This is a genomic window from Akkermansia sp. UNK.MGS-1 (genome assembly GCF_000980515.1).
Classification (GTDB): domain Bacteria; phylum Verrucomicrobiota; class Verrucomicrobiia; order Verrucomicrobiales; family Akkermansiaceae; genus Akkermansia; species Akkermansia muciniphila.
Map to the genome: position 1 here is coordinate 24783 of NZ_LBCB01000039.1, position 21818 is coordinate 46600.

Annotated in this window: 17 protein-coding genes; 11 read left to right on the forward strand and 6 right to left on the reverse strand. The window is 59.8% G+C overall.

Going from position 1 to position 21818, the window contains the following annotated elements:
- Nucleotides 1-248: 248 nt before the first annotated feature.
- Both WW58_RS11040 and WW58_RS11045 read right to left on the reverse strand, forming a co-directional pair.
- Entirely contained in the window at nucleotides 249-2006 is a 1758-nt protein-coding gene (locus WW58_RS11040) for a 4Fe-4S dicluster domain-containing protein (protein WP_215833632.1), read from the reverse strand.
- A gap of 77 nt (nucleotides 2007-2083) precedes the next feature.
- Nucleotides 2084-3004 (reverse strand): DUF362 domain-containing protein, encoded by a 921-nt coding sequence (locus WW58_RS11045; RefSeq protein ID WP_197736685.1) that lies wholly within the window; start codon nucleotides 3002-3004, stop codon nucleotides 2084-2086.
- A 157-nt stretch (nucleotides 3005-3161) separates the two neighbouring features.
- Between WW58_RS11045 and WW58_RS11050 the strand changes: the two genes are divergently transcribed.
- On the forward strand, nucleotides 3162-3737 hold the full coding sequence (locus WW58_RS11050; protein ID WP_046437783.1) for a class I SAM-dependent methyltransferase: 576 nt from the start codon (nucleotides 3162-3164) through the stop codon (nucleotides 3735-3737).
- Between the two features lie 33 nt (nucleotides 3738-3770).
- Here the strand turns inward: WW58_RS11050 and WW58_RS11055 are convergent, their stop codons facing one another.
- On the reverse strand, nucleotides 3771-4391 hold the full coding sequence (locus WW58_RS11055) for a non-canonical purine NTP pyrophosphatase (protein WP_206627329.1): 621 nt from the start codon (nucleotides 4389-4391) through the stop codon (nucleotides 3771-3773).
- 37 nt (nucleotides 4392-4428) lie between these two features.
- Entirely contained in the window at nucleotides 4429-5190 is a 762-nt protein-coding gene (locus tag WW58_RS11060; RefSeq protein WP_046437687.1) for an exodeoxyribonuclease III, read from the reverse strand.
- A gap of 254 nt (nucleotides 5191-5444) precedes the next feature.
- Here WW58_RS11060 and nusA point away from each other — a divergent pair, with 254 nt between their 5' ends.
- The 3 genes from nusA (at nucleotide 5445) to rbfA (ending at nucleotide 9329) form a co-directional block, all read left to right on the forward strand.
- Nucleotides 5445-6740 carry a transcription termination factor NusA gene (gene nusA / locus WW58_RS11065; protein WP_022196903.1) on the forward strand — a complete coding sequence of 432 codons (1296 nt, stop codon included), beginning with the start codon at nucleotides 5445-5447 and terminating at the stop codon, nucleotides 6738-6740.
- 42 nt (nucleotides 6741-6782) lie between these two features.
- Nucleotides 6783-8810, forward strand: coding sequence for a translation initiation factor IF-2 (infB, locus tag WW58_RS11070; RefSeq protein ID WP_046437690.1), 2028 nt, complete (start codon nucleotides 6783-6785; stop codon nucleotides 8808-8810).
- A gap of 141 nt (nucleotides 8811-8951) precedes the next feature.
- Entirely contained in the window at nucleotides 8952-9329 is a 378-nt protein-coding gene (gene rbfA, locus WW58_RS11075) for a 30S ribosome-binding factor RbfA (RefSeq protein WP_012420002.1), read from the forward strand.
- Between the two features lie 188 nt (nucleotides 9330-9517).
- Here rbfA and WW58_RS13615 read toward each other — a convergent pair whose 3' ends face one another.
- Nucleotides 9518-13762: a sulfatase-like hydrolase/transferase gene (locus tag WW58_RS13615; RefSeq protein ID WP_164907849.1), complete on the reverse strand. Its 4245-nt coding sequence runs from the start codon at nucleotides 13760-13762 to the stop codon at nucleotides 9518-9520.
- Between the two features lie 182 nt (nucleotides 13763-13944).
- Nucleotides 13945-14655: a PEP-CTERM sorting domain-containing protein gene (locus tag WW58_RS11085; protein ID WP_046437692.1), complete on the reverse strand. Its 711-nt coding sequence runs from the start codon at nucleotides 14653-14655 to the stop codon at nucleotides 13945-13947.
- 314 nt (nucleotides 14656-14969) lie between these two features.
- On the opposite strand from WW58_RS11085, the gene WW58_RS11090 reads away from it, so the two are divergent.
- The 7 genes from WW58_RS11090 (at nucleotide 14970) to WW58_RS11120 (ending at nucleotide 21770) form a co-directional block, all read left to right on the forward strand.
- Nucleotides 14970-16442, forward strand: a complete 1473-nt coding sequence (locus WW58_RS11090) for a carbon starvation CstA family protein (RefSeq protein WP_046437694.1) — start codon at nucleotides 14970-14972, stop codon at nucleotides 16440-16442.
- Between the two features lie 4 nt (nucleotides 16443-16446).
- Nucleotides 16447-17790 carry an MFS transporter gene (locus WW58_RS11095; protein ID WP_046437696.1) on the forward strand — a complete coding sequence of 448 codons (1344 nt, stop codon included), beginning with the start codon at nucleotides 16447-16449 and terminating at the stop codon, nucleotides 17788-17790.
- A gap of 154 nt (nucleotides 17791-17944) precedes the next feature.
- Nucleotides 17945-18538: a peptidylprolyl isomerase gene (locus tag WW58_RS11100; protein ID WP_288143457.1), complete on the forward strand. Its 594-nt coding sequence runs from the start codon at nucleotides 17945-17947 to the stop codon at nucleotides 18536-18538.
- Nucleotides 18539-18557: 19 nt separating this feature from the next.
- Entirely contained in the window at nucleotides 18558-18806 is a 249-nt protein-coding gene (locus WW58_RS11105) for a hypothetical protein (protein ID WP_046437698.1), read from the forward strand.
- 60 nt (nucleotides 18807-18866) lie between these two features.
- Nucleotides 18867-20015: an N-acetylglucosamine-6-phosphate deacetylase gene (nagA, locus tag WW58_RS11110; RefSeq protein ID WP_102728594.1), complete on the forward strand. Its 1149-nt coding sequence runs from the start codon at nucleotides 18867-18869 to the stop codon at nucleotides 20013-20015.
- A gap of 87 nt (nucleotides 20016-20102) precedes the next feature.
- On the forward strand, nucleotides 20103-21143 hold the full coding sequence (locus WW58_RS13620; protein WP_102728593.1) for a biotin/lipoyl-containing protein: 1041 nt from the start codon (nucleotides 20103-20105) through the stop codon (nucleotides 21141-21143).
- 63 nt (nucleotides 21144-21206) lie between these two features.
- On the forward strand, nucleotides 21207-21770 hold the full coding sequence (locus tag WW58_RS11120) for a DJ-1 family glyoxalase III (protein ID WP_046437700.1): 564 nt from the start codon (nucleotides 21207-21209) through the stop codon (nucleotides 21768-21770).
- Nucleotides 21771-21818: the final 48 nt, after the last annotated feature.

A 21818-nucleotide genomic window follows, 5' to 3' on the forward strand; every position in this document is an offset into this window, starting at 1 on the left:
CTCTATCCCGCCGGAAACGGAGAACATGCTCTCCGGGAACCTTCCCCGCCAGCCGCGGGAACGCTCCCGCGGTCAGGCTCCTCCTGCCCCCGCTCATTTCGGCATCCCCCGCGGCCGTATCCGTGCCGCAAGCCGGGCTGCACGGAATTCCCCCGAAAAACCGGATGGACAGACACAGCCCTCCCGAAAGGGAAGTTTGAAGCCTCCGGGAGCGTTTATTTCATCATCTTCCACACCGCCAGCCGTTTTTAAAACGGAAAATCCGCATCCCCCACCGGATCCACAGCTTTGTCCTCAAACTTTTTAACAGCTTTCTGCTGGGGATTTACGGCACGGACCACCAGCGCCCGGGGGGGCATTTCCCGCCGCCTTCCGAACTCGCATTTTTCCTCGCACAGATCGCAGGAGTTCCGGCGTTCGCGTTCCTCAGGCCGTTCCGCGGTAACGGGACAGGCGTGTTCGCACGCGCCGCAGCCGATGCACAGGGAAGGATCCAGCCTGGGCAGGCGGTGCTCCTGGCCGTCACGCCCGATATAGGGCACCGTGTAAAGGGCCTTGGTGGGGCAATGCTCCGTACAGGCTCCGCAATCCATGTCCTCCCGGGCAACCAGGCAGCGGCAAACGTAAAACCGGGCCACGGCAATGCGCGTAGTATCTTTTGTTATTCCCTCAGTATCCCTTTCCGCGGTAACAGGCATCCTGCGTATGGCCCCCGTGGGGCAGACTTCCGCACAGCGGTGGCAATCATAAAGGCAATATTTGGTGGCAAAATCCATCCGGGGTTTCATGAATCCCTTCAGGCCAAGCTGCAGGTATGAGGGCTGAAGCACATGGGTGGGACAGTTGGCAACGCACATCTGGCAGCCGGTGCAGATATCCAGAAAACGTTCCAGGGAACCGGCTCCGGGAGGAAGAACGCACTGGGTAGGGTCCAGCTTCCGGGCGGCATCTCCCCGGCATCCGGAAAAGGCGGCCGCAGCCAGCCCGACCGCAGTAGCCTCCAGGAACTGGCGGCGGGAACTCCCGGCAATGGAGGGAACCGCGGCGGAAGAAGAGGGAGCGGAAGCCGGGGGAACCTTCTTTTTTTGGGCCGGAATCTGTTGGCGGACCCTGGTAAACCAGCGGTAGCGTATTCCTCCCTCACTGCAGGAGCGCACGCAATCGTAGCACGCCACGCAACGTGAGGAGTCTATTTTGTATTCCTTCAGGTTCAGGCATTGCGCCTTGCAGGATTTGACGCATTTGCCGCATTTTTTGCAGGAGGCGGGATCAAAGCCCAGCCGGAAAAGGGAGATACGGGAAAGCAACCCAAGGAACGTGCCGACGGGGCATACCGTATTGCAATACAGGCGCCCCTTCCAGGCGCTCATGACGGCCACCAGGCCGAGCATGCCGGCGGAGGCCAGCAATACCGGGAAAGCCGCGGGGAAATAATCCATTTGAACCAGGTCCGCAGAAGAACTGTCCGCCGCCAGCAGGTTATTGCTCCAAATGGCGGCCGGCCATGCCAGCACATACATGATGCGCCCGAAAATGCTGTAAGGGTCCAGCCAATTCAGAGACAGACCGGCCAGCCCCGTCACGCAGCAGGCGACCAGCAATGCCAGCACCCCATACCGCATCCACGGCACAGGCCGGGAGAATTTCAGGAAACGCTTCGGCGCCAGCCAGCGGCGGATTCTGAAAACAATATCCTGGAGAATCCCCAGCGGGCAGATGAAGGAACAGTATACGCGGCCGAACAGCAGCGTAAGCAGCAGCAAAACCCCCAGAATCACGACGGAAACGGCGGCCCCGCTCAAGGTCCCCAGCACGGACGGCACCAATTGCCACCGCGCCAGGGAAAAGGAATCTTCCACCCCCTCTCCGCCCCCCGTCATGTTCGGCACGTTCCACGCGGGAATGTGGTGCAGAAAAGCGTATGCAATCCCAATAAAGAAAATGACGGCCACCGTCACGCGGAGCCACTTCAGAGGACTGACGAGAAAGGCTTTGATGACTGACATATTTATCATAAACCCGCCGGAGGCGGAAAGTTGGCCCTCCACCGCGTCATCCGCAGACGGGAGAAGGAGCCGCCGCGTCAGGCCATGCTGATACGGCGGATATGAAGCCTGGAAAGGTCGGCGACGCCCAGCCCCATTTCCTCCCCAAGCTGCACATGGCGAATTTTTCCGGTCTTGTTCAGCAGGGCGGCGCCCGCAGCGTCAATGGCCACGATGTCACGGGAAGCCAGAAGGGTTTTGCGCTCCACCAGATCATTCGTATCCTTCCCCACGGGGCCATTGCGCACCATGGGCATGTAAGCGTCCAGCACGCACAGGTCCGGCTTGCGGAAATACACGGCATCCGCGATGCACTGGTGCAGGTCGTTCTTATGCATGGCCCCGCGGTCCCAGACGGTGCCCATGACATTCTTCATGCAGGCGGTCATCTCGGAACCGCTGTGGTGCTTGAGGGGCGGGCAGGTGATGTAAACATCCGCCTCCAGCACGGCCTTATGCACCTTGGCGGAGGTGAATTTCCGGGCTTTCGGGTTTTCCGTCTGCACGTACTGGCTCTCATTGCCGCCGTCCACCATTACGCCGCCGGCCTTCTCTACGGCCTCTTTCACGCCGCTGCCCTCATAGGCGCCGTTGTGGCAGCAGTGGTCAAACACCCTTACTTCCTTCGCTCCGGCCTGCCTGCACAGCTCCACCAGCGTGGCGACGGTTTCAGGATGTGTGTTGGCGCCGAATTCCGGAGCCTTGTTCCAGCCGATGTTCGGCTTGATTACGACGGTCTGGCCCGGCTTGACGAAGGCCTGCATGCCGCCCAGCGTCTCCACGGCCTTCCTGACCATCTCCGCACGGGTGCCGTTGCGGACGGCCACCAGATCCGGAATGCCGGAAGCCGCCGGAGCTCCGGCCTCCTGGGCGAACAGGGAATCCATGTCCGATATGGCCGCCAGCGCCCCTGCGGCGGCAGTCCTTTTCAAAAAAGTGCGTCTGTCAGTCATCTTCATGCCAACGTCTGTGGTTTATCCCCGCATGCGGGAACACGCAGAAGGTTTTATGCCTCTTCCTAACACATGCCCTGCCAAAAAACAACCTGTCATTCTTCCCGCACCGGAATTTCATAAACGAATTGTCATACAGGCAGAGCTTCTGTACAACCCGGTCATGAAATGTTCCCTGCTCAGCCGCCCCATGACCTGCGCTCATGACTGGATCAGCCGTGTCGTCTTCCCCGGGGACGCAGTCGTGGACGCCACGGCGGGCAACGGGCATGATACGGTTTTCCTGGCCCGGCTGGCTGGCCCTTCCGGCCAGGTGCACGCCTTTGACGTGCAGGAAGAAGCCATCCGCGCCACCAGGGAGCGTCTGGAGAAGGAAGGGCTGCTCACCCCTTCCGTCCGGCTCCATCTTGCCAGCCATGACCGCCTGGCGGAACTGGTCAGAAGCCCCGTGAAGGCCATCGTCTTCAACCTGGGCTATCTGCCGGGCGGGGACAAAAAAACGGTCACCAGGACGGAATGCACCCTGGCCGCGCTGGAACAGGCCGCCGCCCTCATTGCCCCGAACGGGCTTCTCAGCGTCATGTGCTATCCCGGCCACGAAGGAGGAAAGGAAGAAGCGGAAGCCGTGGAAGCCTTCCTGTCCCGCCTGCCCCATCATTCCTGGCGCGCCGGCAAATACCAGCTCCTGAACACCGGAACACCGGCACCCTTCCAGATATGCGCCTTCAGGCTGGACTGACCTCCCCCCCCCGCCAGGCGCCCGGGAAAAACCTCAGGCCCGGCGTTCCTTCATCCACTCCACCACCTGCGCCAGAGCGCGGGCGCGGTGCGACATGGAATTTTTCACTTCCATGGGAAGCTGGGCGAAACTCCGGTCATACCCTTCCGGGACAAACAGCGGATCATAGCCGAACCCTCCTTCTCCGGCCGGCTCCGTCAACATGTAGCCTTCCACGGAACCGGAAAACTCCGCCAGCACGCGGCCGTTCCCGGCAAGCACCATGACGCAGCGGAACCGCGCGGAAGGCCTGTCCCCCGGCTTCACGCCGGCGCGCCGCAGTTCCTCCATCATGCGGAGGTTATTCCGCGCATGGTTCCCTTCCTCCCCGCCGAAGGAGGAGGACCAGACTCCGGGGCGCCCGTCCAGCACATCCACCTCCAGCCCGGAATCATCCGCCAGCAGGACGCCGGGGATGCATTTGGAAGCGGAAAGCGCCTTGAGCGTGGCGTTCTCCGTAAACGTGACTCCCGTTTCATCCACGGGCGGAGCCTGGGGATAGTCGGAAAGATCCTTCACTTCCCATTTCCCGGCCAGCATGGCGCGGATTTCCCCGGTCTTGTGGGCGTTGCGTGTGGCAACCACCAGCAGCGGCAATTCCTGTTCCATAATCATCAATCTCTTACAGTTAAACTCGCATAAAAGTCCGCTCTCAGCAGTCAATTTCCAGGCTGACGGGGCAATGGTCGGACCCCATCACATCCGGATGAATGGCGGCTTCCTTCACTCTGGAAGCCAGCGGATTGGAAATGCAGAAATAGTCAATGCGCCATCCGATGTTCCGGGCGCGGGCGCCCGCGCGGTAGGACCACCAGCTGTACCAGCCCGGCTCCTCCGGATGCAGGGCACGGAACGTATCCGTAAAACCGGCCTCAAGCAGCCGCGTAAACCCGGCGCGCTCCTGGTCGCTGAATCCGGCGGAAAAACGGTTCTCTTTGGGACGCGCGATGTCAATCTCCTCATGGGCCACGTTCAAATCCCCGCAGAAAACGACCGGCTTGATTTCCGCCAGTCCCGCCACATACTCGCGGAACGCGGCGTCCCACTGCTCCCGGTACGGAAGACGCGCCAGTTCATTCTGTGAATTGGGGGTATAGCAGTTGACCAGGTAAAACCGCTCAAATTCCATCGTGCAGACGCGCCCTTCCCGGTCATGCTCCGGCCAGCCGATTCCGACGGACGTGGAAAGAGGCCGCACCCGGCTGAGGATCAGCACGCCGGAATAACCGGCCTTCTCCGCCGGATTCCAGAGCTGGTGCGGCCAGGAGGAAATCCACAGGTCTTTCACCTGTTCCGGACGCGCCTTGATCTCCTGAAGGCAAAGGACGTCCGGCTCCAGGGCATCCACGGCGGCCGCCATCCCCTTGCCCAGAATCGCCCGCAATCCGTTCACGTTCCATGAGACGAGTTTCATGCGCGCATACTTCCCGTTTTTGACGGGTCCGTCAAGCCCTCAAACACCGTTGTCCCGCCCCCTCCCGGAGGGCTCCGGAAAATTCTTCTTTCGGAATCATCCCCAGTCTTTTGCATGCCGCATAGAACAAGCGTTTTTTCTTGCCAGAACCGCCCCCTCGTGCTTACTTAGATAGGCAAACACCCCGAGAGGCACTCGAGAGTGGGTCTGTCGACCCGCTCTTTTTTGTCTATCCATCACACTCCTCCACACTCATGACAAACGATATTAAAGCTTTGATTGACTATTACGAGAGGGAAAAAGGGCTCTCCCGTGAAAAAATCCTCCTCGCTCTGGAGTCCGCCTTTCTCTCCGCCTACCGCAAAATGGTTCCCGGTTCCGGCAGCATCAACTACCTGAGGGCCGAAATCAACGTAGACAAAGGCAAGGTGCGTATTTTTGCGGACCTGGAAGTGGTGCCGGATGAAGAATATTCCGACAAATTCAACCAGATCCCCCTTTCCCTGGCCGTCAAGCTGGACAAAAACGCCGTGCTTCACGACCTGCTCCCCACCAACATCACGCCCAAGGGCTTCGGCCGCATCGCAGTGCAGACCGCCCGCCAGACCATGCTCCAGAAACTGCTGGATGCGGAAAAGGAAATGCTCTACGACGAATTCAAGGACCGCGCCGGAGATCTGGTAACGGGCACTATCCGCCGTTTTGAAAAAGGGGATATTTTTGTGGACCTCGGTAAATTCGAAGGCGTCATGACCTCCCGCGAACGCGTACCGAATGAAGACTACAGCGTCGGCGACCGCATGCGCTTCTACGTGGTGGAAGTGCGCACGGAAGCACGCGGCCCGGAAGTCATCCTTTCCCGCAGCCATCCGAACCTGGTGCGCCGCCTCTTTGAATCGGAAGTGGTGGAAATAGGCGACCAGACCGTGGAAATCCACGGCATCGCCCGCGAAGCCGGCTACCGCACCAAAGTGGCCGTCATCAGCCATGACGACAAAGTAGATCCGGTAGGGGCATGCGTAGGCATGCGCGGCGCCCGCGTCAAAAACATCGTCCGGGAGCTCAACAATGAAAAAGTGGACATTCTGGAATGGACGGAAGACCCCGTCGCCTTCGTCCGGGAAGCCCTCAGCCCCGTGGAACCGCGGGAAATCACCGTGGACGAGGAAGCCAGAAAAATCTTCGTTATCGTCCAGGACGACAAGGACCTCTCCAAGGCCATCGGCCGCAGGGGACAGAATGCCCGCCTCACCTCCCGCCTGATGGGCTGGGATGTCCAGGTGCGCGTCTTTGACGTCCAGGAAGCGGAAAAACGCCAGAGCCAGGCCGCGGCCGAGGAAGTCATGCGCCAATGCCAGGCTGCGGCCAAAACCCTCAGCGAACAATTGGAAATCCCGGAAGAAACCGCCATGGGCCTGGTGACCATGGGCGGGACGGACCTGGTAGCCCTCACCGGATTTGAAGCTTCCGACATCGCGGAAAGCATGGGCATTCCCGCAGAGGAAGCCGCCCAAATCCTGGCCAAGGCCCGGGACCTCATCTCTCAATAACCGTTGGGCGCGGCGCTCAACATCTAACAACCTTAAATCAAGATGCCTAATAAACAAGAAGAGAACGAACCCAAAAAGGAAGTATTGGATCTGATCGGCGGATCTTCCAAAAAGAAACGCGCACCCCAGCCGGCCCCCGCACCGGCGCCCTCCCGCCCTGCTCCAGTCAAGAAAGAAGCTCTCGACTTGCTTTCCGGCACCAAGAAAAAGGCGGCGCGCGCCGCTGCCCCGGCCGCCGCAGAACCCGCCGCGCCCGCACCCCAGGAAGAAACCTCCGCGGACGATAAAATCATCAACCTCAAACCGCCCGTCTCCGTTTCCGAGCTGGCGGCCATGCTGAAAGCCAAGCCCTTCCAAATCATCAAGGATCTGATGGGCATGGGCATCTTCGCCAACCCGAATACGCCGTTGGATGCGGACGCCGTCAGCACCATCTGCGACATCCACGGCTACACATTCGCCCGTGAAAAACGGGAAAAGGGCGGCGGCGTGAAAGCCCAGCAGGAACCCGTCAAGGAACCGGAACCCGTGCCGGTGGTGGAAGAACCCAAAGCCACCCTCATCACGCGCACGCCCATCATCACCGTCATGGGCCATGTGGACCACGGCAAAACATCCCTGCTGGACTACATCCGCAAAACGCGCGTGGCCAAGGGGGAAGCCGGAGGCATTACCCAGCACATCGGCGCCTATACGGTTGACTACAACGGCAGCACGCTCACCTTTCTGGATACGCCGGGCCATGCCATCTTCACAGAAATGCGCGCCCGCGGCGCGGACGTCACGGACATCGTGGTTCTGGTGGTGGCCGCCAATGACGGCATCATGCCCCAGACACGGGAAGCCATCGCCCACTCCAAGGCGGCCGGCAAAACCATCATCGTCGCCATCAACAAATGCGACCTTCCGGCCGCAGACCCCGTCAAGACCAAGAGCGGCCTGATGGAAGAAGGGCTGGTTCCCACGGACTTCGGAGGCGATGTGGAATGCGTGGAAGTCTCCGCCCTGACCGGGGCCGGCATTGACGACCTTCTCGGCCTTCTCGTCCTCCAGTCAGAAGTGCTGGAACTCCAGGCCAACCCCAAGGCCAACTGCCGCGCCTCCATCATCGAGGCCCGCGTGGAACCCGGCACGGGCAGCTCCGCCACGGCCATCGTGGAAAGCGGCACCATCCGCGTCGGGATGCCCTTCATCTGCGGCCCTTACGCCGGCAAGGTGCGCGCCCTGGTCAACGACCACGGCGAACGCGTCAAAAAGGTAGGACCCGGCATGCCCGTGGAAATCACCGGCTTCTCTGAAACCCCGAACGTGGGGGACGAACTGGTGGAAATGGAAAACGAACGCGCCGCCAAAAAGCTTGGGGAAGAACGCCAGGAGGAACTGCGCAAGCAGCGCCTGGCCCAGCCCCGCAAGGCACGCATGGAAGAACTGCTCGCCATGATGGGGGACGGCACCCAGAAAGCCCAGCTCAAAATACTCCTGAAGGGGGATGTGCAGGGTTCCGTGGAAGCCATCAGGAAAGCTGTTCTGGACATCCAGTCGGACAAAGTGGAATGCGTCTTCCTGAACGCCTCCGCCGGCCCCATCTCGGAATCGGACGTTCTGCTGGCCTCCTCCTCGGACGCCGTCATCCTGGGCTTCAACGTCAAGGTGGAAGCCAACGCCGTCAAACTGCTCAAGCGGGAAGGCGTGCAGGTAAAACTGTATTCCATCGTTTACGAACTCATTGACCAGGTGCGGGATGCCATGCTGGGCCTTCTGGAACCGGAAACGCGCGAAACCATCATCGGCCACGCCAAAGTGCTTCAGGTCTTCAAGCTCAACAAGGGCCGTGCGGCAGGCTGCATGGTGGAGGACGGGAAAATCCTCCGCAGCTGCGAGGCGCGCGTCATCCGCGACAAGACGCCCGTCTTTGACGGTAAAATGTCCACCCTCCGCCGCTTCCAGGATGAAGTGGAAGAAGTCAAGGCAGGTCTGGAATGCGGCATCCGCCTCGGAGACTTCAACGAATACGAAACGGGCGACATCATCGAATGCTACACGCTGGAAAAAATCCAGCAAACGCTGTAACCCCCAACAAAAATCATCCAACAGGGACGGAGCTCCTTGCACGCTCCTCCGGGCGTCCGGGAAACCTCCGTCCCTGTCCTTTCCCTTATTCCCCCTTCTCCGATTGAACCAATCGGTCCCTTCATCACTCTATCCCTTCATATGAGCAGACGCACTGACAAGGTAAACGAACTCCTGCGCCGGGAAATAGGCACCACCATTCAGCGGGATTTTGAATTTCCCGGAACAATCGTCACCGTGATTGAAGTGGAAGTGACGGACGATCTGAAAGAGGGGAAAGTATGGGTGGGCGTCGTAGGGAAAATGGCTCCCTCCCAGGTGCTGGAAAAACTGAACTCCCGTCACGGCCTTATCCAGTCCGCCGTGGCCAGGCGCGTGGTGCTGCGCAATACGCCGCGCCTGACCTTCCGTCTGGACGACTCCGCCCAGCGCGGCGTTGACCTGGTCAACCTTCTGGAAGACATTGACAAGAACCTGCCCAAAGCCCCCCCTGCCGATGCGGAAAATGACGGGGAGTAATATTCTTCCCCTGGCTAAGGCACGGTGTCCCCGGCCGTACCGCGCTGGATGCGCCGGGACAGCGGAGGGCCGGAACACGCAGAATCACGCTTCCGGAAAAAATCCGTAACGGGAGGCAGCAGGGCCGGAAGGTCCCTGTTCCCGTAAGGAATCATCATCGGGAAACGGAAAGAGAAACCGGTGATTCCCTATCTCGTCACCTTTAATCTCAGAAACCGGCGCTCCGGAGAGCCTTTTCCCAGCGCAACCGTATCGCGGAATTCCCCGCAGGCCCCGTCCGGAGTGACGGCCCCTTCGTCAGCCCATTCCTCCAGGTCGGAAGAACTTTCCACATGGAACGTCACATCCGTCGCCTCCGGATTCACAGGCCAGGAAAGCACGAGGTATTTCCCGCCCGCTTCCTCGCGGACAGCCAGCTTCGTCACGCTCCCGCAGGGCTGGTTGGGATCCATGCCCGTAGCATATTTCATCAGATTGGAAATTCCGTCTCCGGCGGGACAGGCATCCGGGGCCATTTGCTCATCCGGCGTCCCATCCGCAAAATGGTCCTGCTTCCACTTGTCGTACCCTGCCGGGGCAGGAGCAGCTTCCTGGCGCAGCGTGAATGTCCTCTGCTCCCCGCCGCATACGACGGTGACAACGGCTTCCCGCTCCGTTTGCAGCCCGTTTGCTTCCACGGCAATATCCAGCACTGAGGTTCCGGAACCGGAAACGGGGGAAACCGTAACCCATGGCTGGTCGCAGGAAACTGTCCAGGGAAGATGCGTCTGCACGGTCAGCCCCGTACCGGAGGCGGCGCATCCTACCGTTTCCTCCGTCTTTTCCAGATTGAAGGGATTCACGTATTCATAGGAAAACGCGCTGGCGGGAACGGGTTCCCTGCCGCTGGTTTCCGGCCCCTCCCATTGCAGGGAAAGGGAGGAGGAAGCCGCCTTCCCCACATAGCCGATGCGGATGGGATGCAACCCCGCGGTAAGCTTCACCGTCTGAACGGCATTGGGCTGCACATCGCCGGAAACGCCTTCCCGCGCGTTGGAGGCAGCCTGCGTTCCGGGAGTATAGGCATAATCCGCATCAATGAGCTGCATATCGTGCAAATGGACAAAAGCCCTGGAGCCTTCATTGGAATCCGTCTGAAGGTAAAATTGATATTCCCCGGTGACAGGCACCCTGAGATAGCCCGTCAATTCCACCCCCTTCTGACCGGAAAGCCCCGCCTTGACGCTGAGCACGTCGGAAACATCCGTCGCACCCGTAGAACAGGGCCCCTCCTCCAGCTGCCGGAAATCCGGCACCCAGTCAAAAGAGCGGTTCCACGCACGCCAGCGCAGCCTTCCCTCCCGCAGGCCAGCGGGGGCGGAAACGGGCGCGATATAACCGGCGTCAAAACTGGTGGAGGCAATGGGGGAGGAACGGCGGGAACGCAGCGCCTGCGCCTTCATCTTCTCCTGCAGGTCCAGACGGGATGCCGCCAGATTCGCCGCTTCCTGCGGGTCTTTTTCCGTATCGTAGATTTCAAAATCCGTAGCGGGGGCGGCATTCCCCATCCGAATCCCCTTGAAGCCGTCCACAAATATAATCTGCTGCTGCCGCCGCCCTCTCCCCCTGTGTTGCTGGAGGAAATCGCTGTAATTCGGAGTGCTCCCGCTATAGGCATATTCCGCATAAATAACGCCCGTTTTCTGGCGTTCCGGCACCCCTGCCAGCGTAGGCAGCAGGGAAACGCCGTCACAACGGGACGGCACGGGCACTCCGGCCACGTCCGCAAAAGTAGCCATCCAGTCCTGGAACTGGCTGGCATTCAAACTGATTCCGCTGGGAACCACACCGGGCCAGCGTACCACGGCCGGAACACGCATGCCGCCTTCCCAGCAATCGCGCTTAATGCCGTCCATCATCCCGTAGCTCATGAAATACGCGGGATCCTGCGCGCCGTTGCCGTAATTGCCGGAACCGGGTTCATTGTGGGGGCCGTTGTCGGACGTGAAGACAATCATCGTATTGTCATCAATGCCTAAATCCTTAAGCAGCTGGATCATGTCCTTCAGGACGTCATCCACCCGGCGAATCATCGTGGCGTGGCGGGATTCCGTTCTTCCAAAAACCTCATGTTCCGGGTAGATATAGGTATCCGGAGAAAAATCCCCCTCCACCCCCGACCATCCGTCCGCAGCGGTATTGCAGGCTTCATAGCCGTCTTTTTTCTCCCACTGGAGGCCGCCGTCCCTTCCCAGCCCCGCCGGATAGGCACAGGCGGGAGCGGACAGACTGCCGTGGGGAGCCGGGAAAGCCAGATACAGGAAGAAAGGCCGGGAAGGAGTTTTCTCATGGTGGTCCACAATCCACTGTTTGGCGCGGGCCCCGAACAAATCCGTATCATAGGCGGTGCCCGGAACTTTCGCGCTGACGCTCTCCCACGCCGGAGCCGCGGCCTGGTCATTATATTCGTAAATATCCTGGGAACCCGCCGTCAAATAATGGTAATGCCCCGCCAAATGCTTGATGATTCCGTAAAAATAATCAAACCCGCGCATGTGGGGAGCCGCGGTCAGAGCCTTGCCGCTCTGTCCGCCTCCGCCCACGCCCCATTTCCCGATGGCCGCCGTATGGTAACCCGCGCTTTTCAGCAGCGTTCCCAGCGTATGGGAATTCTCGATAGGGTAATCAAACGTATTGTTGCGCACCACCCGGGAATGCCCCTGGTGAACGCCCAGCAGCAGGGAAGCGCGGGCCGGAGCGCATACCGGAGCCGCACTGTAATGGCGCCTCAGCTGCATGCCCTCCGCCGCCATCGTGTCCAGCGTAGGCGTCTTGAATTCATTCCTGCGGGTCACCTGCCTGCCGTTTTTATCCTGCTGCGTCCAGTTGACGCTCATATCCCCCCAGCCCATGTCATCCACCAGGACAAAAATAATGTTGGGCCTGGCTCCGGAAACATGCGCCGGCATGTCCGGCTTTTCCGCTACATCCGTCTGCAGCGTCAGCCAGCCGGATGCGGCATCATAATTCCATGAAACCGCCCCTTCAGGCAGTTCCTTTACGGTGACGGGGGCGCCCATATCCGGCCGGAACTGCACGCCCAGCGTATGCCTGCCCGGCCATTCGGAAATCAAATCCTCAAAGGAGGAATCAAACAAAACCACATATTCCCTTGCCTGCTGGGCAGGGGTTTCCGGCCGGACGGCGGAGTTTTGCGGCACGCCGTCCAGCGTAGCCACATGGAGACGCCCCAGCGTCAGGGATGAACTGGGCAGGGAAATATCCCCATCCACAGTCAGGGTGCCTCCCGGCGCATAAGTAATCGTTCCTGAAAAGGCGCCGCTGCCGCCCAGCGCGCAGCTGCCCTGCACCACCAGGTCCACCGCCGGTATTTCTCCGTCAAAATGCATGGAGGAGTTATTCAGCGTTATCGTCACATTGCTGCCTACGCTCCGGATTTCCCCCGCCTTGACATTCCTGTCCGTATAAGTGACCCGGGCATCATCCAGAAGCGTCTGCCGCAGCGTTCCCTTATCCCCGGTAATGCCGGAAGAGCCGGAAAGAATCACGTTGCCGTCCACACCCGCCTCCGTCAGGTCCAGCGTGGAATTTTCCAGCGCCAACTCCGTGTCCGCGCCAATGTTCCATTGTCCGGACGCCTTGGCCTCCGTTCCGGAAAAAGTCACGGACGCGTTTTCCCGCGTCACCAGGGCCCCCTGGTACAAAGACATGCCTTCCAGGCGGGCAGCGTCTTCCACCGTCACCGTATTGCCCATGCCCCGGTCCGCCAGATCCAGCGTCGGAATTCCCTTTCCGGCGTTCAGCACAAAACCGATGAGGCCGGAAATATTGTTCAGCAGCATCCCTTCCCCGATGCGCACGGCGCCTCCGCCCGTCACTGTCACGCGCCGCGGAACATCGCCTTCCGAAGTCAGGGAATACAATCCCCCGGACGGAGCGTCATCGTCATGCCCCACATACAGGCTGCGCCCTTCAGCCACATGCCACTCCTGGTCCGCGGCTACGCGCAGCTGGGCGACCCCGAAATCCGCAGAATAACCGCCTTCTCCGGCATTTTCCACGGTAATGCCGCCCTCCTCCACGCGCAAATATACATCCTTGTTCGTGTTTTTAATGAACAATGGGATTTTGCCTTCCGGCTGGCTGTTAAGCCCCTCAATCCTGACGCCCTTCAAATAGCGGCCCCCCGCGCCCAATCCGCCGACATCCGTCCTTCCCGCGGAATCCGTTCCATTGGTTACCATCCAATGTTCATAGGCGGAAGCGGCGGCCCCTGGCGCGGAAGAGGCGGCAATGCCTCCGACACTCCAGTTGGACAGGGAACCCCACTGGTAATCGGCACCCCTCCAGACATATTCAACATCGGCATATCCGGCTGGAGCAAGGAACAGAAGAAAAAAGAGGAGAACTGTAAAAAAACGGTGCGGGAACATGGCTGGCTGGCGAAACGATGACCCGGAGGACATCACGCCGAAGAACGGACTGCCTGGGGAATCATACCGGTTATTGATATTAAATGTTAAAAAATGCCGAATTTTGTTGGCTGAAAATGAACAAGCCGCCAGTTTCAAAGAAAAAACGGACGGCTTGAACAAGTGTATCAGGGACATGGGCTTCAACGTCTGCGGCGGCGCATCATTAGTGCAGCCATGCCCAGAATACTGAGAGAGGCGGTCGCCGGTTCAGGGATCGTATTCAGTTCAATGGCGCCCAATCCGACAAAGTAACCCTGCGTTTCCTGTCCCCTGTTCAGGGAAAGCTCAAGGGTATAAGTATTGTCGGCAGACAGGGTTACTTCCTGGCTCAGCATTCCTTTCTCATGAACGCCGGAAGACCCCCCGAGTTGCCCCAGCATTTCCACACTGGCCTGTTGGGAACCGCCGGCCGCGACATCTCCCGTACCCAGATAAACCAGGTTGGAATTGCTGCAACTGGCCAAAACATTGTCCCCCAGCTTCAAATTAAAGGTATAAGCGCCGTAACGGTTTCCCTGCTGAACCTTATTTTGCCCATTGAATGTAAAAAGATCCAAAGTTACGGAATCAATGGAGACGTCTTCCGTTACGGAAAAGGACAAAGAGACGCTCCACGTATTCCCGTTGCCGACATTTACATCGGGACTCAAAAAGGAGTTAACGTAGTTGGAACCCGTCTTTTGGGTTGAAACCCCAGTGAAAACCTGCTTGGTCAGGGAAGCCTCCGGTGATGTAGGATCGTACAAACTCGTTGTTGTTGAAGGATTTGTCTGATAATTAAACACAATATCCGCATGGGCGGCCCCGGCAAGGGCAAGGATGAAGACAATGATAGGGAATGTTTTCTTCATAACTGAAAAATTTGAATAAGCTTAACGCCCTCCCTATTCAAAGTCAATACTAAATAATAGAAACGAGATGTTTATACAAATATAGGAACAGAGGCGTCCTATAATCAGAAGCTTCCCTGCGGGAGATTTGAAACTATCATAAAATTTACAACACCAATTATTTATGCATAATAAAAAGGAGTGGATTTACTTTTCGGATTGGGAATCCGTCCCGCCTTTTCCTCTTTTTCACTAACGGCTTGCCAGAGGGCGAGAGAAAAGTTAAGTTCCGTGAACGGACGGCCAGCCCATGAGGCGGCCGGCCTTTTTCCAACATGAACGGTTACTGCTATTTCATTCTGGGGATATTGGTCCTGGCGGCCGGTTATTTCACTTACGGGCGGGTGCTGGAAAGGATTTTCCGGCCGGACGCCTCCCGGCGAACTCCCGCCGTGGCCTGTACGGACGGCGTGGATTATGTGGTCATGCCGCGCTGGCGCGTTTTTCTCATCCAGCTGCTGAACATTGCAGGGCTGGGGCCTATTTTCGGCGCCGTCATGGGCGTGCTGTATGGCCCGGCCGCACTCCTGTGGATCGTTTTCGGCTGCATTCTGGGCGGAATGGCGCACGACTACTTTTCCGGCATGATTTCCCTGCGGCACAAGGGGGAAAACCTGCCGGAAATCCTGGGGCGCTACCTGGGCAGGCAGGCCCAGTGGATCAGCCGCGCCGTCTGCATCGTGTTCAGCGTGCTGGTGGGCGTCGTCTTCGCCGTGGGGCCCGCCGCCATCCTGTCCCCCATGACGGGCTGGAGCGTTTCGGCATGGGTTTGGATTATCTTCGGCTATTACTTTCTGGCGACCATTCTTCCCATCCAGGCTATCATGGGAAAGGTCTATCCTCTTTTTTCGGTCGCCCTGATCATCATGGTCATGGGCATTCTGGGCGTGATGCTCCTGGCTCCCTTTGCGGATTCCATGCCGGCCTGGATGCACCTGCCCCGCATGGAAGTGCTTCCGGATCTGGACTTTTTCCATAACCGCCATCCGGCGGATTTCCCGCTTTTCCCCGTGATGTTCATCACCATCGCCTGCGGAGCCGTGAGCGGATTCCATGCCACACAGTCCCCGCTGATGGCGCGGTGCCTGAAAACGGAGCGGGAAGGGCTGCCCGTCTTTGGCGGGGCGATGATTACGGAAGGCATCATCGCCTTCATATGGGCCGCCGCCGCGCTGACCTTCTACGGCTCTCCGGAAGCCCTGGGAGCGGCTACCGCCAACGGAAAGGCTCCGGCGCTGGCCATCCAGACGATTTCCGAATCCTGGATGGGAAGCGTCGGTTCCATCCTGGTCATGATCGGCGTGGTCATCCTCCCCATCAGCACGGGGGACGGCGCCCTGCGGGTCACACGCCTGATGATTGCGGATAGTTTCAAGCTGAGCCAGGAACAGCTGAGCCGCCGCCTGATGATCGCCATCCCTCTCTTCGCCGCGGCCATTGCCGTCAGCAGCATGGACTACGCCGTCATCTGGCAGTACTTCGGCTGGGCCAACCAGCTGCTGGCCGCCGCCACGCTCTGGGCCGTTTCCATTTACCTGCGCAGCAAAAACCGATGCTGCTGGCCGGCGGCGGCTCCCGCCGCCTTCCTGAGCCTGGTAGTATTCCAATATCTGTTCTCCAGCCCGGAAATGTGCGGTTTCAGTGAAGAAGCCTCCCTGATTGCCAGCGTCCTGCTGACCGCCGTCATCGGCGTGCTGTGCCTGTTCCGCGGCTCCGGCCTGGAAAAAGCGGAGGAGCCCAGCCTGTAACTTCATGAATTCCAGCGCCCATACGCCAGGACACGCCCGCAAAGTTCCATGGGGAGCTTTCTGGCGGCTCGTGCTGATTCAGGCGCAGAACTCCTTTAATGAAAAAGGGGCTCAATTCCTGCTGATTCCCCTGGGCGTCTGGCTGTACGGCGCAGAGGGGGACCTGGAATATCCGCTGGGGGCCATCATCGTGCTGCCCTTCATCCTGTTCTCCCCATTCGTCGGCTGGCTTTCGGACCGTTTCTGCAAGGCGCGCATCATCCAATTCATGGCCCTGCTCCAGATATGCGTGCTGGCGGGCATGTACTGGAGCCTGCGCGTCCACAATCTGAACGGGGCCATCCTGTGGTTCTGCGTCTTTGCCGTGCAGGCCACCGTCTTCAGCCCGGCCAAAAAGGGAATCGTCAAGGACATCGTGGGGACCTCCCGCATGGGGTTCGCCAGCGGCATTGTGGAAATGGCTTCCATCCTCAGCCTGCTCATCGGCCAGATCGGCGTCTTCATCTGGTTCCGCTACCTGCTGGAGCCTTCCACGGATACCATCTGGCACCGCTGGCTGGGGGAGGGCTTCTTCCAATGGTTTGACGCATGTCTGAAACCCTCCGGCATCAATGACGGATGGTATGCCGCTTCTTTCCCATGCATGGTGTTTCTACTCCTGGCCGTTCCGGTGGCGGCCTCCAGCTTCTGCCTGCCCCGGTACGCTCCAGGGGGGGACCGCCCCTTCTCCTGGTCCCTGTTTTACGAGCACTTCCATCAGCTGGGCAAGCTGTGGAAAAACCGCAATCTGCGCGTCAGCGAGATGGGCATCGGCTATTTCTGGTTCTTCGGCGGCACGGTCATGCTGATGACTATCCAGATGGCCAAGGAAATCTCCGGTGGCGGGGATGACTTCAGCTCCGTGGGAGCCGTGCTGATGGCCTGGATGAGCGGGGGAACGGTGCTGGGGGGCATTCTCGCCTCCGTGATTTGCCGACGCCGCATCCGAATGAACGTTTCCGTGGCGGGTGGCGTGCTGATGGCGGCGAGCTGCGCGGCCCTGGCCGCAGTCTCCATGACTTCCCCGGTCTTTAATGTCCTGCTGATGGCGGCGGGCATTTCCGCCGCCCTGTTCCTGGTGCCTCTGAATGCCTTTTTCCAGGACCGGGCGGACAATGACAAACGCGGGGATATGATTGCCGCCGGCAACCTGGTGGACTGCGCGCTCGGGTTGCTGGCCGTCGGGTTCCAATACGCCATGATGCTGGTCATCCCCCCCTCCTGGCAATTCGTCGTCATGGGAATTCTCAGCCTCTTCATGGCGTGGGCGGTCTTCCGTTTTTCCCGCGCGGCTTCCGGCTCAAGGTAGTCCTGGGCCGGCAACCGGGCGCCCGTCCTTAAAAGTCCTTCTTCAGAGAAAAATCTTCTACATTGGCGCGCCCCGCTCCATTCTCCCGTCAGGGCGCGCGATTTACTTGCAACCCTGCTTCTATTCGGGCAAGATAGGGGGGAAACAAGAAGCCATGAAAAAATATCTCACCCTTCTGCTGTGTTCCCTGTGCGCCCTGGCGTGCTTCAGCGCCTCCGCGGAATCCGCCGCCGGCCTCAAGGACGTCCATGTCGTCATCTCCACTACCAAGGGGGACATTGAACTGGCCCTTTACCCCTCCAAAGCGCCCGTCACCGTAGCCAACTTCCTGAACCTCGCCAACAGGGGCTACTACAAGGGAATTACCTTCCACCGCGTGATTCCGGATTTCATGATCCAGGGCGGCGACCCCACCGGCACGGGCATGGGAGGCCCCGGCTACAGTTTTGAAGACGAATTTTCCCCGGACCTCAAGCATGATGGCCCCGGCGTGCTTTCCATGGCGAACGCGGGACCCGGCACCAACGGCTCCCAATTCTTCATCACCCACGTTGCCACGCCTCATCTGGACGGCCGCCATACGGTTTTCGGGAAGGTGCTGAAAGGCCAGGCCATCGTCAACTCCATCGTCCGGGGAGACAAGATCAAGGACATCCGCATTCTGGACAAGAACGCCGCGGCCGCCGTGCTGAAGGCGGAAGCCGCCCGCGTGGCCCAGTGGAACAAGGCGCTGGACGCCGCCAAATAAACCGGGAGCAATCAACGGCATGAATATTCTCAGGCGGTTCATCAACCAGGTCTTCACTCCGCAGAAAGTGGAGGCCACGCCGGAGAACGTCGCCAAATGGGAAAAAAAAGCGCCCGGATGGACCATCCGCTGCAACCGCTGCGGCCTGGAGGAACCCTTCGGGAAATACGGCATCCTTTACAAATCGGCAGGCAGGAAAAGGAACTTTGCCCGCTGTCCCCGCTGCCGCAAATGGTCGTGGCTCGTCATTTCCGGAAAAACGGCATGAAACAACCCCGTATTCATCATCAAGCGACTCTAAAAATCCATCCACCAACCATTCATTTTTATGAAAACACTCATTAAAAACGCACGCATCATCTCCCCCGGCATTGACCTGCCCGGGGCTGCCGTGGAAATCGAAGGCAAGACCATCACCGCCGTCTATCCCGCCGGGAGCGAACTCCCCGCCGCAGACAAGGTGGTGGATGCGGAAGGCCGCATGCTCCTTCCCGGTTTCATTGACATCCACAGCCACGGCGCCGGCGGCTGCGACACCTGCGACGCCAAGCTGGAAAGCCTCCGCACCATTGCGGAATGCAAGATGAAGGAAGGCGTCACCTCCTGGCTGCCGACCACCCTCACCCTGTCTCCCAAGGTGCTGGAAGACGTGTGCGCCTCTGTGGCGGAATACATGAAGAACCAGGAATTCGCCAAGACGCCCGGCATCCATCTGGAAGGGCCGTTCATCAATCCCAAGTGCTGCGGCGCGCAGAATCCCGCCTTTGTCCGCCAGCCGGACTATGATGAAGTAGCCAACCTGAACTCCATCGCCAAGGTTCTGCTGGTCTCCCTGGCGCCGGAAATGCCCGGAGCCGTGGAATTCATTGAAAAAGCCACGGCCAGCGGCATCCGTTGCTCCGCCGGGCACAGCGCGGCCACCCATGCGGACTTCAACAAGGCGAAATCCGCGGGCCTGGTGCACCTGACCCACTACTGCAACCAGATGTCCCCCCTGCACCACCGTGAAATCGGCCTGGTGGGCTCCGGCCTGCTGGACAGGGAAATCAAGATTGAAATCATCTGCGACACCATCCACCTCTGCGCGGACATGCTCAAGACCGTGTTCAAGAACAAGGAAACGGACCAGATGATGATGATTACGGATTCCCTGGCCTGCTCCTGGATGCCGGACGGCCCCGGAGACCTGGGCGGCCTACCCATCATCGTGAAGGACGGCGTGGCGCGCCTGCAGGAATCCGGCGCGCTGGCCGGCAGCACCCTCAAATACGCCCACGGCCTGAAAAACGTGCACCGCCTGACCGGCAAGCCCCTCAGCGACCTGGTGAAATCCACCTCCTGGAACCAGGCGCAGTCCCTGGGCCTGGAAGGCCTGGGCAAAATCGCCCCCGGCTTCACGGCAGACATGGTTCTGCTGGACGATGACTTCAACACCTGCAAGGTGTTCATCGACGGCGTGGAAAAATACAGCGCGTAACCGCGCACCCGCGCGCCGGACGGGACGGAAACCCTTCCGGCGCGCCATCCCCCTCTTACCGTATTCCAACGTTCAACATTCACCTCCATGGCTATTACCATTGAAATGCCCCGCCTGTCCGACTCCATGCACGAAGGAATCGTCCTGAGATGGGTCAAAAAGATAGGAGACTTCGTAGAAGTCGGCGACCATCTGGCCGACATCGAGACGGACAAGGCCCACGTGGAACTCCAGGCATGCGAGGACGGAACCCTGATGGAAATCCTGGTGCCGGAAGGCGGTTCCGCCGCGGTGGGCGCTCCCATTGCGCTGCTTCAGTCGGAATTCGGCGCCGCCTCCTGCGACTGCCCTCCGTGCCCGCCCGTCAAATGCAGCCCGCTGGCCGCCAGGCTGGCCGCGGAAGCCGGGCTGAACGCCGGAACCCTGCGCGGCACCGGACCACGCGGCAAGATCATGGCCGCGGACGTGCGCGCCTCCATACGCCCCGCAGACGGCCCCGCCCGCCGGGTGCAGACCCCGCTGGCGCCCCGGGACACGCGCCACGCCACGCGCGTGGATAATTTCTACCTGTACTCCCTGGAGGCGAACATGGCCTACCTGGCCGCCATCAGCACGCCCATCGCCGTCCAGTGCGAAAAACTCATCGGCGGCCGCTACAGCCTCTTTGACTACGTGGTGCGCGCCGCGGTGAAAGCGTGCATCAGCGAGCCGGAATGGCTGGCGGGAGACTCCGCCGCAGAACTGCTCATGGTGCTGGACAAGGGGGAAAAATACGTCTTTATTGAAAACGCCTCCGGCAAGACGATTTACAACATCGCCATGGAACGGCTGGCCGCCCCCGCGGCAGGGCCGCCCCCCGCGGGCAGCATCACGCCCAACATCCTGCTCTGCGACAGCGGCGTGAACGTGGAAGCCCAGCGCACCGTGCTCCCGGAAATGCCCCACAGCATCATCAGCATCGGCGGCACCACGCCGAAAACGGGCATAGAAGCGGGACGCCCCGTGTCCAAGCTCATCCTGCCCGTCACCCTGTACGTGAACGCCAACATCCTGCCGGAATGCAAGGCGTCCAAAATTGCCGCCGAATTCAAGACGCTGCTGGAAAATCCGGTCCTGCTTCTCCTGTAGGGCTGCCGGCATCCTGCCCCCTTTTCCTTGAACGTTCCATTCCCTCCCCTTGTCTCATTAACCATGAAAAAAGCCGCCATCCTCGCCGCCCCCGGATTTGAAGAAATCGAACTCATGGCTCCGCTGGACATCCTGCGCCGCCTGAACTTTGACGTGCAGCTGGCCGGCGTGCAGTCTGACAAGGTGGTCAGCACCCATGACGTGACCGTCACCACGGACACCATGCTGGACAAGCTCCATGCGGACAAGCTGGACGCCCTGATCCTGCCCGGCGGCGCAGGCGCCTGGGTGCTCCGCGACACGCCGGAAGTCATCCACCTGGTCAAGAAGATGCATGCCGCGGGCAAGCTGGTGGCCGCCATCTGCGCCGCCCCTATCGTTCTGGCGAAAGCCGGTCTGGTCAAGGACAAGAACGTTACGGCCTACCCGGCCCAGGACGTCTACCGGGAACTCAATGAGGCGGGAGCCCACATCGTGAAGGATGAAAACGTGGTGCTGGACGGCAATATGCTCACCGCCAACGGTCCCGGAGCCGCCACGCTCTTCGGCTACTGCATCGGGGAATACCTGGGAGAAGACCTCCAGGTAGCCCAGCTCAAGGAGCAGATGTGCTACACGGGCCTGTAGGATTCCGGAAAGCATTCCGGCTCCTTCACGGTCTCATACCACACCAAA

Coding starts and splice junctions, on each gene's coding strand:
- WW58_RS13620 (WP_102728593.1), top strand. CDS start 20,103: ATGGCTATTACCATTGAAATGCCCCGCCTGTCCGACTCCATGCACGAA.
- WW58_RS11120 (WP_046437700.1), top strand. CDS start 21,207: ATGAAAAAAGCCGCCATCCTCGCCGCCCCCGGATTTGAAGAAATCGAA.
- nagA (WP_102728594.1), top strand. CDS start 18,867: ATGAAAACACTCATTAAAAACGCACGCATCATCTCCCCCGGCATTGAC.
- WW58_RS11060 (WP_046437687.1), bottom strand. CDS start 5,190: ATGAAACTCGTCTCATGGAACGTGAACGGATTGCGGGCGATTCTGGGC.
- WW58_RS11055 (WP_206627329.1), bottom strand. CDS start 4,391: ATGATTATGGAACAGGAATTGCCGCTGCTGGTGGTTGCCACACGCAAC.
- WW58_RS11100 (WP_288143457.1), top strand. CDS start 17,945: ATGAAAAAATATCTCACCCTTCTGCTGTGTTCCCTGTGCGCCCTGGCG.
- WW58_RS11085 (WP_046437692.1), bottom strand. CDS start 14,655: ATGAAGAAAACATTCCCTATCATTGTCTTCATCCTTGCCCTTGCCGGG.
- WW58_RS11095 (WP_046437696.1), top strand. CDS start 16,447: ATGAATTCCAGCGCCCATACGCCAGGACACGCCCGCAAAGTTCCATGG.
- WW58_RS11050 (WP_046437783.1), top strand. CDS start 3,162: ATGAAATGTTCCCTGCTCAGCCGCCCCATGACCTGCGCTCATGACTGG.
- WW58_RS11045 (WP_197736685.1), bottom strand. CDS start 3,004: ATGAAGATGACTGACAGACGCACTTTTTTGAAAAGGACTGCCGCCGCA.
- nusA (WP_022196903.1), top strand. CDS start 5,445: ATGACAAACGATATTAAAGCTTTGATTGACTATTACGAGAGGGAAAAA.
- infB (WP_046437690.1), top strand. CDS start 6,783: ATGCCTAATAAACAAGAAGAGAACGAACCCAAAAAGGAAGTATTGGAT.
- WW58_RS11105 (WP_046437698.1), top strand. CDS start 18,558: ATGAATATTCTCAGGCGGTTCATCAACCAGGTCTTCACTCCGCAGAAA.
- rbfA (WP_012420002.1), top strand. CDS start 8,952: ATGAGCAGACGCACTGACAAGGTAAACGAACTCCTGCGCCGGGAAATA.
- WW58_RS13615 (WP_164907849.1), bottom strand. CDS start 13,762: ATGTTCCCGCACCGTTTTTTTACAGTTCTCCTCTTTTTTCTTCTGTTC.
- WW58_RS11040 (WP_215833632.1), bottom strand. CDS start 2,006: ATGTCAGTCATCAAAGCCTTTCTCGTCAGTCCTCTGAAGTGGCTCCGC.
- WW58_RS11090 (WP_046437694.1), top strand. CDS start 14,970: ATGAACGGTTACTGCTATTTCATTCTGGGGATATTGGTCCTGGCGGCC.